This window comes from Dehalococcoidia bacterium (assembly GCA_021295915.1).
Classification (GTDB): domain Bacteria; phylum Chloroflexota; class Dehalococcoidia; order Lucifugimonadales; family UBA1123; genus VXRN01.
In genome coordinates this window covers 18,616-35,709 of sequence record JAGWBK010000012.1, presented here as the reverse complement: position 1 = coordinate 35,709, position 17,094 = coordinate 18,616, and the positions used below count along the sequence as shown (strand labels likewise).

13 protein-coding genes are annotated in these 17,094 nt (G+C 59.5%); 7 read left to right on the top strand and 6 right to left on the bottom strand.

What is annotated here, in order from left to right; genetic code table 11:
• Positions 1 to 8 precede the first annotated feature (8 nt).
• Positions 9 to 1,355 carry a cation:proton antiporter gene (locus tag J4G14_05235; protein ID MCE2457200.1) on the bottom strand — a complete coding sequence of 449 codons (1,347 nt, stop codon included), beginning with the start codon at positions 1,353 to 1,355 and terminating at the stop codon, positions 9 to 11.
• Positions 1,356 to 1,529: 174 nt separating this feature from the next.
• Here J4G14_05235 and J4G14_05230 point away from each other — a divergent pair, with 174 nt between their 5' ends.
• The 6 genes from J4G14_05230 to J4G14_05205 all read left to right on the top strand — a co-directional run bounded on the left by J4G14_05230 (position 1,530) and on the right by J4G14_05205 (position 9,512).
• Positions 1,530 to 3,221 (top strand): ABC-F family ATP-binding cassette domain-containing protein, encoded by a 1,692-nt coding sequence (locus tag J4G14_05230; GenBank protein ID MCE2457199.1) that lies wholly within the window; start codon positions 1,530 to 1,532, stop codon positions 3,219 to 3,221.
• A 78-nt stretch (positions 3,222 to 3,299) separates the two neighbouring features.
• Positions 3,300 to 3,944: a transcriptional repressor LexA gene (gene lexA, locus J4G14_05225; protein ID MCE2457198.1), complete on the top strand. Its 645-nt coding sequence runs from the start codon at positions 3,300 to 3,302 to the stop codon at positions 3,942 to 3,944.
• A gap of 124 nt (positions 3,945 to 4,068) precedes the next feature.
• Positions 4,069 to 6,606, top strand: a complete 2,538-nt coding sequence (locus J4G14_05220; GenBank protein ID MCE2457197.1) for a copper-translocating P-type ATPase — start codon at positions 4,069 to 4,071, stop codon at positions 6,604 to 6,606.
• Positions 6,607 to 6,651: 45 nt separating this feature from the next.
• Positions 6,652 to 6,855: a YHS domain-containing protein gene (locus J4G14_05215; GenBank protein MCE2457196.1), complete on the top strand. Its 204-nt coding sequence runs from the start codon at positions 6,652 to 6,654 to the stop codon at positions 6,853 to 6,855.
• Between the two features lie 35 nt (positions 6,856 to 6,890).
• Positions 6,891 to 8,924 (top strand): phospholipase D family protein, encoded by a 2,034-nt coding sequence (locus J4G14_05210; protein ID MCE2457195.1) that lies wholly within the window; start codon positions 6,891 to 6,893, stop codon positions 8,922 to 8,924.
• Between the two features lie 18 nt (positions 8,925 to 8,942).
• On the top strand, positions 8,943 to 9,512 hold the full coding sequence (locus tag J4G14_05205; GenBank protein ID MCE2457194.1) for a Uma2 family endonuclease: 570 nt from the start codon (positions 8,943 to 8,945) through the stop codon (positions 9,510 to 9,512).
• Positions 9,513 to 9,519: 7 nt separating this feature from the next.
• On the opposite strand, the gene J4G14_05200 is transcribed toward J4G14_05205, so the two are convergent.
• The 4 genes from J4G14_05200 to J4G14_05185 all read right to left on the bottom strand — a co-directional run bounded on the left by J4G14_05200 (position 9,520) and on the right by J4G14_05185 (position 14,580).
• A complete protein-coding gene (locus J4G14_05200) occupies positions 9,520 to 10,206 on the bottom strand; it encodes a hypothetical protein (GenBank protein MCE2457193.1) in 687 nt (228 codons plus the stop codon).
• A gap of 28 nt (positions 10,207 to 10,234) precedes the next feature.
• Positions 10,235 to 11,626 carry a selenium-binding family protein gene (locus J4G14_05195; protein ID MCE2457192.1) on the bottom strand — a complete coding sequence of 464 codons (1,392 nt, stop codon included), beginning with the start codon at positions 11,624 to 11,626 and terminating at the stop codon, positions 10,235 to 10,237.
• Between the two features lie 106 nt (positions 11,627 to 11,732).
• The gene (locus tag J4G14_05190; GenBank protein MCE2457191.1) at positions 11,733 to 13,715 is read right to left on the bottom strand and encodes a hypothetical protein; all 1,983 of its coding nucleotides are present in this window, start codon (positions 13,713 to 13,715) and stop codon (positions 11,733 to 11,735) included.
• Positions 13,705 to 14,580 carry a TIGR01906 family membrane protein gene (locus tag J4G14_05185; GenBank protein ID MCE2457190.1) on the bottom strand — a complete coding sequence of 292 codons (876 nt, stop codon included), beginning with the start codon at positions 14,578 to 14,580 and terminating at the stop codon, positions 13,705 to 13,707. Before J4G14_05185 ends, J4G14_05190 begins: the two co-directional genes overlap by 11 nt.
• Positions 14,581 to 14,651: 71 nt before the next feature.
• On the opposite strand from J4G14_05185, the gene mazG reads away from it, so the two are divergent.
• Positions 14,652 to 15,440 carry a nucleoside triphosphate pyrophosphohydrolase gene (mazG, locus tag J4G14_05180; protein MCE2457189.1) on the top strand — a complete coding sequence of 263 codons (789 nt, stop codon included), beginning with the start codon at positions 14,652 to 14,654 and terminating at the stop codon, positions 15,438 to 15,440.
• A gap of 131 nt (positions 15,441 to 15,571) precedes the next feature.
• Here the strand turns inward: mazG and J4G14_05175 are convergent.
• Positions 15,572 to 17,094, bottom strand: a 1,523-nt coding sequence (locus tag J4G14_05175; protein ID MCE2457188.1) for an MFS transporter, incomplete at its 5' end; no start/stop codon positions are given.

The following is a 17,094-nucleotide window of genomic DNA, read 5'->3' as shown; positions in this document are numbered from 1 at the left end:
CCAAATAGTCATGCTGTTCTGAGGTAGTCCAGTTGTTCCACGAAACTCCGCACACTGATGGACTGGTCCGGGTAGATCCGCGTATCGTCGATCACGTCCTTTACGTGGATACCGTCCAGCACAAAGCGGTCCATCATGTGGGGGATGTCACTGTCTTCGGCAGCGTCATCAGGATGTTTGACCCTTCTTACTGCGTAGCTGATCCCAATGGGCGTCAGCAAAATGTAGCCAAACATGATCACAACCAGCAGCGAGAAGAGGGCCTCGTTGATGACATGTGCGTGCAGCATGACCAGGAGTAAGGCGATCTCTGCCACGCCCTTGGCCATCAATCCGCTTGCCACGGCGAATGGGGAATCCAGCCGGGTAACGTAGGCGCTGATGAAGGCGCCGGCGAACTTGGCGGCCAGGGGCACGAAGATCAACGCCGCTATGAAACCGGGATTCAACTCCAGGAAGTCCAGGCTTAAGTTCAGTCCAGCAGAGGCAAAGAAGAGGGGTACGAAGAGCCCTTCCGCCGTGCTCCTCATCCCTGGCATGGAGTCGTGCCTCAGCTGGTAGGGCAGCGGCGAGAGGGCCGCGCCAAACAGCAGGGCGCCTATCGAGCCATGGAGCCCGACCTCTTCGGCTATCACGATGACCAGGAACAGTCCGCCCAGCAGCAGACCGTACGAAAGCTGCTGCACCTGCAACACCCGGTGCAGCAGCACCAACACACGTGGGACGACCTTGTTGCAGACCAGCCACATGACAATGGTGAATGCGGCCAGTTCACCTACGAGAAGAAGCACGCTGGTAACTACGCTCAGTTGTCCTTCCTCCTCGAGGAAGGCGTGTTCGCTGATGGCAAACCCTACTATGAAGAGGACCAGCAGCTCTGCGATCACCACGCCGGTGAAGATCTGTATCCCTACCGGGTCCTTGAGCCGCTCTTCGTCTATCAACACCTTGGCCACGATGCCCAGGCTGGAGAGCGACAGCACACCGGCCACGGCCATTGCATCGGTAAAGGCGAGATCCAATCCCACATCGAACAGGACGTCGGTGGTCACCACCACGGAGATCGCAACTGAAAGGACGGCGGCAACGAAGAGCCGTCCCCGTATCGCAGACAGGAAGCCGGAGATGTCCAACTCGTCCAGGCCCACCAGGAAGAAGAAGACGAAGATGCCGATGTTCAGCAGGAGTTGAATGTCCCTGTTGGGTTCCACCAGGCCGGTCACAGGCCCCAGAAGTACTCCAGCGATGGCGTAGGCGAAGATCGAACTGATGCCAATCCGTTTGAACAGCCCCTCCAGTAGCTTGGCCACCACCAGGAGCAGACCGACAGAGAACAGGGCGTCAAAAACCTCCATAGACCACTCCTTTCGGGTTATTGCCTTGAGGTTCAGTCATATAGTGGGTAAATGGAGACGATGGCAAAAATATATGGACTGATGGCGGAGTTGTCATCATGGTGGACCACCATTCGTCGTCGCTTCTGACGTGCTAGCATAATGGCCTTCACCGCCAACGCCCCTGGGTCGAAAATGTTGCAAGTCGTTAACATCTCAAAGAGCTACGGATCAGAAGTCATCCTCGAAGATGTATCGTTCGTGGTGAATCCCGGGGAACGCTTGGGTCTGATCGGTCCCAACGGCTCGGGCAAGTCGACGCTGCTTCGAATCGTCGCGGGCGAGGAGCAGGCCGACACCGGACGTGTCATCCTCGGCTCAGCCACATCCGCTGCGTGGCTGCCGCAGGGGTTTGAGGTCGACTCGGCCCAGACGCTTGGTGAGGCGGTGCGTCGAGGTCTTGAAGACCACACCAGGGCCCACCAGGAGCTGCTCAGGATCGAGGAGAGCATGTCCCGCGCCACTGGCACGGAGTTGGATGGCCTGTTAGAGGAGTACGGCACTGCGTCCGATGAGTTCGCGGTGCTCGGCGGCTATGATGTCGAGCAGCGCATAGCTGTCGTGCTCCAGGGACTGGACCTCGGAGGCGTACCGAGCGTCACGCCTCTCTCCATTCTCAGTGGAGGACAGCGAACGAGGGCTGGACTTGCGAGCATAATCGTGTCCGCCCCCGATGTCCTGCTGCTCGACGAGCCGACCAATCATCTCGACATCGAGGCGCTGGAGTGGCTGGAGGAGTATCTGTCCGGATACGAGGGCGCAGCCGTGATCGTGTCCCACGATCGAACCTTCCTGGACGGCGCGGTGACTGGCATCCTGGAGCTCGACAGCCAGCACCCCGGCCTCGCTGCGTATCCGGGCAACTACTCGGATTACAGGTCGGCGAAAGAGAGCGAAGTAGAGAAGCAGACTGCGGCCTGGAAGGACCAGGAGGCTGAGAGGCGAAGGATAGAGAAAGACATCGCCCAGACGAAGCAGACCGCGCTTCGCACTGAGACCTCGACTACGCACGACTTCTACCGTCGACGCGCAAAGAAAGTGGCGCGCAAGGCGAAGTTGCGAGAGAGGCGCCTTGAAAAGACGCTCTCGTCTCCAGACCGGGTGGAACGTCCCAAGGCGGCGTGGACGATGAAACTGGACTTCGGACGAACGCCCAGGGGCGGCACCCGTGTGCTTGTGCTTGACGATGTTGGCCACGGATTCGATGGACGGTGGCTGTTCAGGGACGTCAACCTCCTGCTGGAACACGGAGAACGTGTCGCGCTTCTAGGCCCCAATGGTTGCGGCAAGTCCACGTTGCTCAAGTTCGTGGCCGGACTCGGGGCTCCGAAACTGGGCTCCGTGCGGATCGGCGAAAACATCACGCCGGGCTACATGCCACAGGACCAGGCAGGGCTGGATTGGAACATGTCCGCCCTAGAAATGATCCGGCAGGCGACGGACGTAACTGAAACTGAGGCCCGAACTCTGCTCCACCTATACTTATTCGAGGGTGACGAGCCTCTGCTGCCCGCCAGTAGCCTGAGCTACGGTCAGCGCTCCCGCCTGCTGCTTGCCACCCTGGTGTTGGAAGGAGTGAACTTCCTGCTTCTGGACGAGCCGATGAACCACCTCGACATACCGTCGCGAGAACGGTTCGAGGAGGCGCTCGATGCCTTCCCGGGGACTGTGCTGATGGCCGTCCACGACCGCACGTTCATCGATCGCTACGCCACCGCCATCTGGAACGTCGAAGACGGCACGATCCGCCGCTACACAGACCGCCACTCCGCAACACGTGGGCCAGCAGTCGTAACCGGCAGTTCACAAAGTCTTGGACTTTTCTAAATTCGCGCCGCAATGCGTTGACATCGCACATATGGTCTGATAGTCTAACCGTCAGAACATTCGTACGCGAGGTCAAAAATGAAGAACCGGCTCTCACAGCGACAACAGCGCATCCTTGAGTACATCCAGACGTTCATGGGCGAACACCAGTACCCGCCCACGGTGCGCGACATCCAGAATGGCTGTGAGGTCAGTTCGACCTCAGTAGTCGACTACAACCTCCACAAGCTCCAGGCGATGGGCTATCTGAGGCGCGAGCCTGAGGTATCGCGAGGCATCGAACTGATTGGAGAGGGCCTGAAGGGCTCGAAGCGCGATATCCAGAGAGTCCCAATCATGGGCAGCATCGCTGCTGGTGAACCTCTGCAGATCCCGGACGCTCCATCGTATGCGTCCGAAAGCGTCGACACGGTAGACCTGCCCCCGTTCCTAACCAAAGACCGCCAGGACCTCTTCGCGCTAAGGGTCAAGGGCACGTCCATGATAGATGCCCTTGTGGCGGACGGAGACCTCGTACTGCTGGAGCCTGCCGTCGATGCCAGTGACGGTGAGATGGTCGCGGCATGGATCAACTCGAAAGAAGAGACCACGCTCAAGCGGTTCTACATTGAAGGCGACATGGTCCGCCTCCAGCCCGAAAACGTCACCATGGCCCCGATAATGGTGCCCGCCAAGGACGTGTCAGTCCGAGGCAAGGTCGTCGGGGTCGTACGCACCATGTAGATGCGGCCCGCGAGTCGTTTTGCTTGACTGTGATTGGGGGACTCCTGTTTAAGGGGTCCCCTTTCACGTTGGCTTCTAATCCACCGTGCTACAATAGAGGCTACCTTTACCGAGTGGTAATCCGTTGTCGGCACCCCCTGCTTCTCAGATTTCTCTCCAGGTCACCGGGATGACCTGCGCCGCGTGTGTCTCCCATGTTTCAGATGCACTGATTTCGGTCGACGGAGTGGAAGACGTGGCAGTGAATCTCGCCACGGAGAAGGCGACGATGTCGCTCCGTGAGCCCATGCAATCTGGCAACGGGTCCCTCAGCCTGGACGTCCTGAGCGACGCGCTCGAAGACGCTGGATACGGCGTCGCTACTCGCAAGGTAACCCTCGGCATCGACGGTATGACGTGCGCGGCCTGCGTGTCCCACGTCGAGAGCGCTCTGACCAGTGTGCAGGGAGTCGAGTCTGCATCCGTCAACCTTGCAACCGAGAGGGCCACCGTTGAGTACGTCCAGGGCGTGACCGGAATAGCCGACCTGCGCCACGCCGTCGAGGACTCCGGTTACTCCGCCACTGCGATTGGCGACGGGGAGTACGAGGAAGACTCCACTCCAGGCCGCCTGAGGGCTCTGAGGATCAAGTTCGTATTCAGCCTGGCAGTTGCCGCAGTCGTCATGGCGCTCATGGCACTGCCGAACGCGCATGACCTTCTTCCATTCAGGATGGACTTCCTCCTGTTCGCCCTGGCGACGCCGGTCCAGATTTGGGCAGGCTGGAGCTTCTACACCTCGGCTTGGAGCGCGGCCCGGCACCTCACGTCGAACATGAACACGCTTATCGCAGTGGGCACGTCGGTCGCCTACACGTACAGCACAGTTGTCACGTTCTTTTGGGACTCGTCGTTCTTCGAGGGACGCGCCACAGATACCTACTTTGACACGTCCACTGCAATCATCGGCATCGTACTGCTGGGCAGGTTCATGGAGGCCAGGGCGAAACGCAGGGCCTCCAACGCGATCCAGGCCCTGATGGGACTTCAACCCCGCACCGCGAGGGTCATCAGATCGACGGCCCCTCTCTCCCTTGAGGGAGAGGGTGAATACTCCGACGACCAGTATGTTGACATCCCCATTGAAGACATTATTGTCGGGGAGAAGATAATCGTCCGTCCGGGCGAGCGGATTCCGGTGGATGGCGTCGTCGACACGGGTACCTCATCCGTAGACGAGTCGATGCTGACCGGAGAGAGCGCTCCCATATCCAAGCAGCCCGGAGACGACGTTTTTGGCGCAACCGTGAACGGGCGCGGCAGCCTGGTCTTCACGGCGACCCGTGTTGGCCGTGACACCATGCTTTCCAGCATCATCAGGCTCGTCGAAGAGGCGCAGGGTTCCCGTGCGCCCATTCAACGACTGGCCGACCTCATTTCGGCGTACTTCGTACCTGCTGTCATCGGGGTGGCGGCCCTAGTGTTCCTGGTCTGGCTCGCGTTTGGCCCAGAGCCCAGCTACGTCACAGCCATCCTCACGGCGGTCGCTGTGCTGATAATCGCCTGCCCCTGTGCGATGGGACTCGCCACTCCGACCGCCATCATGGTCGGCACGGGCAAGGGCGCAGAGAACGGCGTGCTGATACGCAGCGCAGAGTCGCTTGAACGCGCTCACGCCGTCGATGTCGTAGTGCTAGACAAGACCGGCACCATCACCAGGGGCCGACCAGCCGTTACGGCTATCCATGCCGGCAATGTCAGTGATGACCGTCTGATGGCACTAGCCGCGTCAGTGGAGAGTCGCTCCGAGCACACTCTTGGTCAGGCCATATTAGATCTCGCGCAGGAACGCGGACTCCCGCTTCACGACTCCGATGACTTCTCTGCAATCCCAGGCGCGGGCGTCACAGGTACAGTCGACGGCGTCAGAGTCTCCATTGGCAACCGTGTCCTGATGGTTGACCTGGGGATTTCGACCGATAGCGTGGATGAGGTCGCTGCTGACCTCGCCGCCCGCGGCGCCACTCCGGTGTTCGTAGGACTGGACGGCGTCGTAGAGGGAGTCATCGGCATCGAGGATGCACTGAAGCCCGAGTCGGCCGTCGCTGTCGCTGCGCTGCGTGACAGGGACATCGAAGTGGTAATGCTGACCGGGGACAACGTCCGTACTGCCAATGCCGTCGCGTCCGCAGTCGGCATCGAGAGAGTGATCGCCGAGGTACTGCCGTCTGAGAAGGCTGAAAGAGTCGAAGAGATAATGGCCGAGGGCAAGACAGTCGCGATGGTCGGAGACGGCATCAACGACGCCCCCGCGCTCGCTCAGGCCGACATCGGCATAGCTATAGGCACGGGTACTGACGTCGCAATAGAGGCCGCAGACATAACGCTCGTGGGAGACGACCTGCTGGGCGTGCCCGCTGCCATAGAACTCAGCCGCGCCACCATGCGGGTAATCAGACAGAACTTGTTCTGGGCGTTCGCATACAACGTAGCGCTCATCCCGATCGCAGCCGGAGTGCTGTACCCTCTGTTCGCCGGAGCGGGAGTGCCCGACGCGCTTCGTCCGATACTCGGAGACCACGGCTTCCTCAACCCGATCATGGCTGCCGGCGCCATGGCTCTAAGCTCAGTGACTGTCGTATCCAACTCGCTGCGTCTAAAGAGATTCAGACCGAGTTCCTGACCGGCATCAGTCGTCTTCGACTAACTTCAAAGGAGAGACACCCAGATGAGAATTCCCCTGTTCAACAGAAGCGGCTCCGACCGCGCCACCGACCCCGTCTGCGACATGCAGGTCGACGTACGCAAGCCCTCCGGCGGCAGCTACGACTACAACGGCGAGACCTACTTCTTCTGCGGCCCAGGCTGCAACCGCGCGTTCCAGAAAGAGCCAGAAGCCTACCTCTCCGGCGAAAAAAAAATCCAGATGTGAAAGCGTACAACTGACCAAGATCTCATTCTGATGCTTTGAATAATCAACCTCACTTTGCATTCGACGATCCTGACTCCTACACGAGGGACAGGGGACTCGACGTAGTAATCGCCCACGCTGAGAGAGTCCGCCCCTTCGACATGGAAATGTTCGCCGGATTCTCCACTATGCGTGCGCTTACTTACACGCCTAGCATTCCGATGATTGTCGGACTACTCCGCGACCATGACTACGAGGAGTTCGAGTGTATCTTCGGGCACAACGGAATGTTGACGAGGGACGCTGTCGATATCATGTCGTTCCAGTCAGTAATCGACGAAAGACTGAATCGCGGCTTCGTCGCCGTGAAGGGCATGTCCGACGAACGGCGCGAGGTCATCTACAATCGCGCGGCTGACGGCACGGCACGCTTTTACGTGGTCAAGGACGCAATTGCTCACGCGAAGATTTATCTTCTTGAGCGGGACGACCTGAGGCGTGTCATCGTGGGTTCTGCCAACCTTTCGGAAACTGCGTTTTCTGGCAGACAGGCTGAAACACTGGTCGTCTTCGATAACGACGAGATTGCATGGGACCACTACTCCAGCCAATACAAGGCTGTGCGAGACATCGCGACTAGCCGGGTTGAGCTTCGAGTCAAGCCCGTGCCTGCCGAGTTGATTCCGATTGATCAGACGCCGGTTCTAAAGGAGGCTGAAACGAGTCCTAATGGTGTGACGGTCTACGTTCCAGCCGAACGTGACGAAGAGATCGAATATAGCATCCCGAAGGTGCTGCAGCAGGTGGAGCACATCAAACCCGTACGTCGCAGGGCACTGGCTGATGTCCGGCCCAATGACAGAGGTTTCGTCAGATTTGTACCCAACATCGTAAGACAGATGACCCGCATCGCCATCTCATCTCAAGAGGATGAGGGGCCGAAGACATATCTCTCCCGCGACGGAGGCAGGTTCAACCTCTCGGGGAACGACATGAGCCTGGAAATAGATTCCACTGAAGTGCGCAGTGATGTTGAGGCGTGGCTGGAATTCTTCGGCAACTACGCCAACGGATTTGTAGGAGATGTTCCCCGCCTCCAGCGTGACTACTTCACGTTCATGTGCTGGTTCTTCTTTTCGCCACTCATGTGCGACGTGCGCAACGCCGCCCTACGTCAGAATGTGTTCAGCTTCGACCAACCCATGTTCGCTGTGATCTACGGGCAGAGCAACTGTGGGAAGTCCAGCCTGATTGAGACTCTGATGAGGTCGATGTTCTCGTACCCGCGAATAGTCGATACACAGTCCTTTACCCGGAGCAACTTGAGAGGACTGCAGCAGGCCTATCGGAGATTTCCAGTCGTTTTCGACGACGTTACTCGAGACCGCTTTAGCCGTCATGCTCCGGAGATCATCAAGGACGAGAACATCCAGTTTCAGGAATATCCCTGCTTCGCTCTGTCGATGAATGCTGAGGCACGCAATTTTCCGTCGGAGATAGTGAAGCGTTGCCTGATGATTTACACGCGGACATCTCTCCCGGGCGACGATCCCCTTACGCGCCGCAAACTGCTGCTTTCAGTTGCGGGAGTACGTGAAAGGCTGACGACTTCGCTGTACCGGCACTACCTGGCCCGTGTAGTGGACGAACTGAAGCGCGAGACCAACTCGGGGGCAGAAGAGACTGACGTCCTACAGTTGTCCTCAGCCGTTCTTTGCGAGATCTTCAGTGAAAGTCTTCCGAGCGGAGCGTCACTTCCAGATTGGTGCGCACCTATGACACTTGCTGAATACCAGACTCGTGCGTTTGAGCGTCCCAGGATGGTGCTGGGTACACTTCTACATCCCGACAAGTACACCGGGGATCGCCGACCCGAAATCGGAAGCTGGACTATTTCCGGCGAACTTGTTCTTGTATCGGTCGACTCTTTCGCATCCAGAAGGACGAGGGATGAGATCCCCGACTGGATACTCGACGACACTTCGACCGTCGCAGGACAGATCGGGATGAGACGCGAGTCTCTCGAAGACTTCTTGGGGTACAATCTGTCACACACCGTTGGGTGGAGAAGATTCCTGCCATTCGGCTGAGGACTCAGGGGCGACGGCATGGTAACCGCAGCAAAGAAAAAGCTCTTCACCGTCGATGAGTACTACGAGATGGCTCGCGTCGGGATTCTGACTGAGACCGACCGTGTCGAGTTGATCGAGGGCGAAGTTGTAGAGCTATTCCCCAATGGAAGTCGGCACCAGGCACTTGTCGATCAACTCGCCCATCTCTTCCTCAACGCCGTTGGCGATCACGCCTGCGTTCGCATACATGGCCCATTGCGCCTGGCCAACATAACTGAACCACAGCCCGATGTTCAGTTGCTGACACCGCGGGACGACTTTTACGTTGACGGTCACCCGACGCCACTAGACGCGCTACTGGTGGTGGAAGTAGCCGACACGTCGCTGGCCTACGACCGTAACGACAAGGCAGTGGTTTACTCCATACGCGGCATACCGGAACTCTGGGTGCTCGACGTGGACAAGCCAAGGCTCTTCGTGATGCGGGAGCCGGCTGAGCTAGGCTATCGGGTTGTTATGGAGCTTGAGGCGGGCGACGTGATATCGCCGCTGGCCCTGCCGGACCTGTCTTTCGCCGTATCAGACCTGCTCAGTCCACTGCTCTAGCAGACTCTCACACCACAACCAGCGTCACCAACCCGGCTGCGACAAGCGCCCCCGCCCAGATGCGGTCCATGTTGAACCACGACTTTCTGAGCAACGCCAGGCCGACCTTCTCGTACACCACGATTGCGACGACCGCCATCACCGCGAACATGGCGACAGTATGCACCCCGATGGCCGTCAGCTGCGAGATTGCGGTCGAGATTGACGGCGCTGCACCCAGCAGCATGTACTCGGAGTGCGGGAGTTCACGCGCGTCGATTGCCTGGGAGGCCGATGACCCGTAGCCGGGCAGGTTGAACAGCACCGGTACGAGCATCAGGCCCGCGCCGTGCGCCGACGCCATCAGGAACGACCACGACGTCAGGTCCTTGAACCCGACCCGCATCCCGACCCAGCGAGGGTGGGAGTTCTTCCACAGCTTGTACAGGCCATAGGCGATCAGCAGGCCCGCTCCGACCCACTTCAGGATTTCGATGGGGATAATCGTTCGGCTCGCTGATACGACCGTGACGACGATAGCGACCGAAACGGCATGGCCCAGCACTATCGGCGCGAACGCGCGCAGAACTGCCGGCCTGCTCTGCTCCTGTAGACCAAGCGCGACGGCGAATAGCCAGCCCATCGCGGGGTTGACCCCGTGATACGCGCCCAAGGCTGCCAATGCCAGCCAGGGCCAGAACTCAGCTAATTCCACCGCCGCGCTTCCCGGTCACCCAGACATGCTAGTCCGGGTAGCAGAACGAGTCGGAAGAGGAGTCTCCGCCTTCCAGCCTGATCTGGTGTGGACGCTCGTCTCCGAAGTCCATGAAGAAGTCGGGGTCGACTTCCATACCGCCGTCAGGCGATGCGTTGATCTTTGTAGTCCAGCCCCGGATTCCCTCTGGATACAGCTGCTCGTCCCATGCGATGTACAGGGAGTTGGTCAGGTAGATCCTGCGCCCGTCGCGGCTTACCTCGACCATCTGCGGTCCGCCGTTCAGTGGCGTGCCGTTCGGATGGGAAGCCTTCCTGACGATTCCACCCATGTGAACGGAGCCGGTGAGCTTGGGGTTGAAGGGGTCAGACACATCGTACTGCCTGAACTCCCCTGTGCCCCAGCAAGACACGTACAGGAACTTGTCGTCCAGGCTGAGGTTGATGTCGGTGATCACAGGCGGCACTGCGCCGAAGCCCTTCAGCAGCGGAGGCAGCAGGTCCGGGTCGGCAGGCTCTGCCGGCACTTCGATGACCTTGGTGGCTGCCCACTCGTCGCCATCCTGGTGCCACAGGAAGACCGAGCCAGACAGGTCTTCAAGGCTGGTGACGACCCCGACGAAGCCATACGCCTTGCGCGGGTCGTGCGCAGGTCTGAGTTCCAGCGCCATCTGATGCTGGGCTCCTAGTTCGATGACCTGCTTGTGCTTGCGGGTCCTGAGGTCCCATACGTGCAACTGGTGCCCGTACTGACCGTCCAAAAGCAGTTCGGGAACGATTCCCGACTCCACCATCTTGGGAGTCCCCCACTCGCTCGTGATCATGGTGTCGTGGTTGAGATGCCACCAGAAGTCGTATGACAGGACCTGTGGGCCTCTGTCAGCTTCCCATTTGCCCTTTACCTCGAAGGTCTCGTGGTCGAGCATGAAAATCCCGCCCGGGCCTTCGCCATCCGGCGAACCCAGGGCATTCATATAGATCGCGTCCGGTCCGCAATGGACGGTGTGAGGGCGGCTGTATCCGGTCTTCTTCTGGAAATCTTCCGCCTTGATGACTTTGGCGATCTTTGGGTTCTTGGGATCGTCTTTGGTATCAACGATGAAGATGTTGGACGATCTCAGTCCACCAAGCAGCAGGTATCGGCGCTCGACGTGCGGATGAGGCATGTTCGGGCACAGCGATGCGCTGCAGGCGTTCCAGCCGAAATGGTGCAGCTCGTCCCCTGAGGTCGGCATGTCCATCCGACCGACTACCTGTTGGTAAGTAGGGGATGACGGATTGACATCCAGGACGCCAAGCGCGTCCGGTTTTCCGTCGTCCTTCGGGTTGACGATCGCTACGTAAGCTAGCTCTTCTTGCGGGGCATCCATCGCCATCTTGGGCGACGGATAGAAGGTCGGGTCAGGTGTCCAGGTGGCCATTGGTCTTTCTGTCTTTTCCTTTCGTTAAGCTTTCCGGTAGGCGTTCCATCATATAGCCCGATGTATTCTAAGTTAATGACTAGTCTATGGTAAAGACTTGTCCCAATCAGGTGGCCCAGTCCCAGAACTTCCCAGCCTGCGCCACGCAAGTTTCAACGTCCTGTTCCAGAAGGTGTCGCTCGGCAACCAGTCGCTGAGCAGCCTCACGCACAAGCGCCAGGTATGCATCCTTCGAGGGGTATCTTGAACTGATAGGTGGCCGGGGATCACCGGACTCGGCTCGTTCGTCTTCGGTCCTCGAAAACGGGATCATACCGCCCGCGAACATCAGGGGCTGGGTCTCGCCGCCAATGTCGGGATGCCGCAGGTTCCAGCCAGTGTGAGCCGCCAACGGCACGGAAATCTCGGGCATTGTTATCCCTGCGATTTCGTTGCCGTCTTGGTCCACGTCCGACACCAACGATCCGAACACCTTGCCAACGGCAGGTGGCATCTTCGTCACCTGCTCGACGTCAGCCTTCAACTGATAGTTGCGTCTGTGCGGGAGTGGATGTCTCGTCGGGTAGTTCGACTCCGGAATTGCGTCCATGACGCCCCTGAGCTTCGCTGGCGGCACAGCACTGCCGTCGTCAACTCTGGGGTGGCGACTCTCCGGCGGCTCGACGCCCTCTGCAACCCACCTGTCCAGGTTATCAAGGCACGCTCTCAAAAGTGGCGTGTAGTCGATCACGCTCCTGAGGTTCTGGGTACGGCTTACGCCCTCTCCAGCGTCGGAAGTGTCCGTTGGCGGCCATGTGCCGGTGCCGTGCTCGGTCCCAGTGAAGTGGTACACACGGACATTCGGGCCGGGGTCGACGTCTGCAGTCCCGTCCGGGTCAGTGTGAATAAGCGACGCGTCGCCCCTGTGGTACTCGGCAGACGTGTTGGTGTAGAACACTCGAAGCGGGCTCCCCCGCGCGTCCAGCCGCCGGTGGAGCGAGTCTGTCACTCCCGTCTCGGGATCGGTCTGCTCGACGCTCGAGAATGGGAACAGTTGCGTCAGCATGTTGTTGCGGTCTTTCGAGTTCTGACCGAACCGCTGGTTGAACTCGCCCCTCATTCCTCCCGCGACGTTGGCGATGATGCCGTCGAGCGCCTCGCGTCCCTGTTCGTCCCGATTGAAGTCGTTGTAGATGTACGTTCGCAGGTATCGCCCTGTCTGCGACCGACCGTAAGCGTACGCGTAGCTGATGTCGATCGGCGATTCCGCGGCCTGCGACCCGTACTTGAACCACGAGACGCAGTCTCGGAGTCCGGCGAAGCTCAGGCCCAGCACCGGCGCGCCGACGGTCGTATACACGATCTGGTAGAGTCGTCCCTTCTCGAACTTGCCCTCGGCGCAGATGTAGTCCGGGTCGGGGACGTACGTGCCGTCTTCTTCGATCCTGCCGAACCGCCAGTACGAGCGCGGCACCAGTCTCGTCGGGCCGTCGGGCATGTCCCGCACTTCCAGTTGTGCGTCCGCCTCATCCATGTCATAGGCCGGATACGCCCTGTGACCTTTGTCTGACAGCAGAAAGTTGTGAGTGTTCTCAACGCTCTGGAGCTGTGTGTACACCTTCCCGACCAGTGGACCGCCGCTCTCGTTCTCGGCGTCAGGACCGTCCATGGTGATCAGCGCGGGAAACGCAGGAGTGTCGCCCTGCCAGCCACACGCGACCACCGTGTAGCCGCGCTCCATCAGGAATCCGTTACCGAGGCTGATGTCGGCGTCATCACTGACGCTTGCATCTATGGCCAAACGATCAGCGCTGTTGAAGTTCGGCAGCGCGACCCGGTTGCCGCGATTGACGACGTCCAGCATCAGCCGTCCGCTGCCCCTGGAACGGTCCGCAGGCAGTATGATCGATACATCGGACGAGAAGTCGACTCCACCCGCGCTGTTTTTCGGCGCCTGTCCAGCATCCGTTATGCGCGCATTGGCCCCGTTATCCGGATCGATTGAGAACCGCAGGGTGCCTCTAATCTCCTCGTATGGCCCGACATCGCCCCACGATCTGCCGTCGGCGAGTGGTCTCCTGAATTTGATACCCAATCCGCTAACTGGCATTTGCTTCCCCCACCAGATCTGATTCTGCCATCTCCCGCCCGGCCTCGGTCGCTTTCGACATGAATCTCGGCACGATCACCAGTATCGCTGCCTCAACGACCACTGCCAGTGCGATGAGCATGGTTGCGTCGAAGAAGAACCCCTGCGGGAACATCGCTATCAGGTAGTCGCGCCGGGGATCGAGCTGCCACAGGTCGTTGCTAAAGCTGATCAGGTGAAACGCCAGGAAGAGCCTGTCGAATCCGACAAGGGCTCCCAGGCCGACCAACACTACCAGAGATAGCGTCACTCCGCCGCCCCAGCGTATCAGCGAGCCCAACATCGGTACAAACGCACGACGCCAGTTTATGAAGCCGCCGATGACAACCAGTGCGAGGAACAGGCCTGTGATCTCCGACACCCGGTACACGCCCTTTACGAGTCCCTTTACGTCCCGCATGTGCAGCACTTCGCGCTCGTTGTAGAGGTTCATTACGAGGACTCCCCCAACGGCCACGCGTATCTCGAGCAGCTCGGCGCCGTTGTTGAAGTAGTCCCTGATCTGCTTTCCCGCCGAGATCAGCTCGTCGCGCTCGATTCCCGTGTAGCGCACGATGTCGTACCTGTCGAATCCATATGAGTAGAGGGGCGGGAAGTTGATGACCCAGCGGACGTTGAACGCAATCAGAAAGATCGGCACCATCGCGATGAATAGGACGGCAACCAAGACCTTGACCGTCGGCGCGATGTCAATCCGGGGCGTCATGCGGTAGCATCTTATGGACGAGTTCGAGAGGGTGTCAACAGACAGGTGGAACACCTGTGGGCCGCCGTCATTCCGGCGAAAGCCGGAGTCCAGAGGGGCACGAGTCGTGTTCCGTATCATGCAATCACACCCCTCTCATCCCTATCCCGAGAGATTTGGGTTGTACAGAGGTCTCAAAGAGGTGTAAGACAGTGAAAGACAGCAGTTTCCCAAGCAGTTTCGAGGGGATCCAGCAGCTCGTCGCGACGCTGCGCTCTCCCGGCGGCTGTCCCTGGGACAGGGAGCAGTCAGCCGACTCTCTCAAGCACCTATTTCTGGAGGAGTGCTACGAGCTCGTGGAGGCCATCGAAGAGGGCGACGTGGAGAAGATAGCCGAAGAACTCGGTGACGTTCTCTTCCACGGCGCGTCTCAGATCCAGATAGCTGAAGAGCAGGGCGACTTCAGCGGCTCTGACGTCTTCCAGCAGGTCATTGAAAAGCTGGTACGACGTCACCCGCATGTCTTCGGCGACGACGTGATGGAGAACGCCGAAGAGGCTGTACCCCGCTGGGATGAGATCAAGCGCCAGGAGATGGCAGGCACAGACAGGTCGATTCTGGACGGCGTTCCGAAAGCGATGCCTGCAATGGGATATGCCCAGGCCGTGCAGGGACGAGCGGCGCGCAGGGGATTCGACTGGGACGACTACGCCGGTGTGCTGGAGAAGGTCGCAGAGGAGCTTCGCGAACTGGAAGAGGTCGAGAATGACGACGCCCGCGAAATGGAGTTGGGCGACGTCTTGTTCTCAGTCGTCAACGCAAGCCGCTGGATGGGTATCGAAGCCGAGACCGCCCTACGAAAGTCCAATCGCAGGTTCTACTCCAGGTTCACGACGATGGAGCGCCTCGCACGCGACCGCGGCCTCGACTTCGAGTCGCTGTCTCTCGACGCCAAAGAAGACCTCTGGCAGGAAGCCAAGCGCGGCGAGTCCTCACAGTAACCCACTTACAGGGTAGGTATTCTTGAACAGCCGAGGATAAATTCCAGCCAACAGTCCCCCTCTCCCTCAGGGAGAGGGTTGGGGTGAGGGTGAAAACCTGGAATACCTAACCCTGTCAGCCGTAATCCCCTCTAGCTGATCTGCCTCAAAGACCTGATCCTCCACACCGCCAGCGCAAACAGCACCAGCATCGTTCCAGCCGCGATCTGCGTGGCGTGAGGCGCGCCAAACCGCTCTGCCAGGAACCCCGCGCCAAGGCTGCCAAACGGGAACAGCCCCCACGCCAGCATGTACAGACCGGATACCCTCCCCCTGTAGTGGTCGGGTACCGTGCTCTGGACGGTGGCGCTGCTGACTGAGAAGAGAGTCATCATTGCCGCGCTGATAACCATCAGGTTCAGATAGGCAGTCGGGAAGAATGCGTTGATGGAGAACAGCGCCGTCGTCAGCGCCAGCGCCAGGGCCGCCCCTAGCATCACGATGTTCTTCGCCTTTATCTCACCCATGGAGGCGAGTACGAACGTGCCAATCGTCGAACCGGCCCCGACAGCCGACAGCAGCAGCCCCAGCCCCTTGGCGTCCACGTTGAACACCTCGGCAGCGTACACCGGCAACAGCCCCTGTATCGAAGGCATTATGAGCAGTGCCGGCATGGCTGTCAGAGTGAACAGCCCGATCAGCAGCGGCTGGCTGAGAACGTAGCGGGCCCCATCACGCAGATCTGAGAACACCGTAGGCAGTCTCAACGCCGGCCTGTCCGTCTTGCGCACGTTCAGGAAGAGTGCAGTGCACACCGCACACACCTGAAAGGCGGCTTCGAGCAGCAGGGTTGGGCCGGTCCCGATGACTACTATCAGTACGCCGCCCAGTGCCGGTATCCCCAGCCGTGTCACTGAGAACGCCATCGAGTTCAACGCGAAGGCGTTGACGAGGTTCTCTTTCGGAACGATGTTGGGGATGAGAGACATTCGCGCGGGATCGCTGATAACCCACGACAGCCCCATGAAGAATATGAAGGCGAAGATGTGCCACACTTCGAGGTTTCCGGTGATGGCGACTATCGCGAAGATTGTCGTAACTACGGCCTGGTACCCATATACGAATGCGAGCAGCTTCTTCCTGTCGAAGCTGTCTACGAGCACACCGCCTAAGGGACCGACCAGCAGGATGGGGAGGGCGTCGAGACCCAGCGCAAGGCTCGTCCAGAACGCCGATGCGGTGACCTCGTACGTCAGCCAGCCGACAACGACCTGCTGCAGCCAGAATCCGGCAGACGAGAATACGGTAGCCAGCCAGATGAACACGTAGCTCCGGTAGCGCAGGGAGTCGAAAGTGCGCACCCGCACGGGCATATGTACAGGTTTGATGTGTGGACGCCTGATGTGCGGCCGGAACCTGCGCCGGGATGGCGTCTCTATAGCGCCCGTCAGTTCAGCCGCCGGTGAATCCTCCGGAACCAGGGTCTTTACGTCGGCAGTGGCCGCAGGCGTTTCAGCAACGGCCTCCACCGATGGCATTGCCGCGACATCGTTCTCAGTGCCGCCGACGTCAGGCGTCGGCACGAGACTCTTCACATCGGGGGAGTCGGCAGGCGTATCTGTACCGGTTGGTACTACGTGTGAATCAATAGAATCGCAGCCAGCACGACTGCGAG

What these genes read in the sequence shown, in the direction of transcription:
- J4G14_05230 (MCE2457199.1), top strand. Translation starts at nt 1,530, where the DNA reads ATGTTGCAAGTCGTTAACATCTCAAAGAGCTACGGATCAGAAGTCATC.
- lexA (MCE2457198.1), top strand. Translation starts at nt 3,300, where the DNA reads ATGAAGAACCGGCTCTCACAGCGACAACAGCGCATCCTTGAGTACATC.
- J4G14_05205 (MCE2457194.1), top strand. Translation starts at nt 8,943, where the DNA reads ATGGTAACCGCAGCAAAGAAAAAGCTCTTCACCGTCGATGAGTACTAC.
- J4G14_05190 (MCE2457191.1), bottom strand. Translation starts at nt 13,715, where the DNA reads ATGCCAGTTAGCGGATTGGGTATCAAATTCAGGAGACCACTCGCCGAC.
- J4G14_05215 (MCE2457196.1), top strand. Translation starts at nt 6,652, where the DNA reads ATGAGAATTCCCCTGTTCAACAGAAGCGGCTCCGACCGCGCCACCGAC.
- J4G14_05195 (MCE2457192.1), bottom strand. Translation starts at nt 11,626, where the DNA reads ATGGCCACCTGGACACCTGACCCGACCTTCTATCCGTCGCCCAAGATG.
- J4G14_05235 (MCE2457200.1), bottom strand. Translation starts at nt 1,355, where the DNA reads ATGGAGGTTTTTGACGCCCTGTTCTCTGTCGGTCTGCTCCTGGTGGTG.
- J4G14_05185 (MCE2457190.1), bottom strand. Translation starts at nt 14,580, where the DNA reads ATGATACGGAACACGACTCGTGCCCCTCTGGACTCCGGCTTTCGCCGG.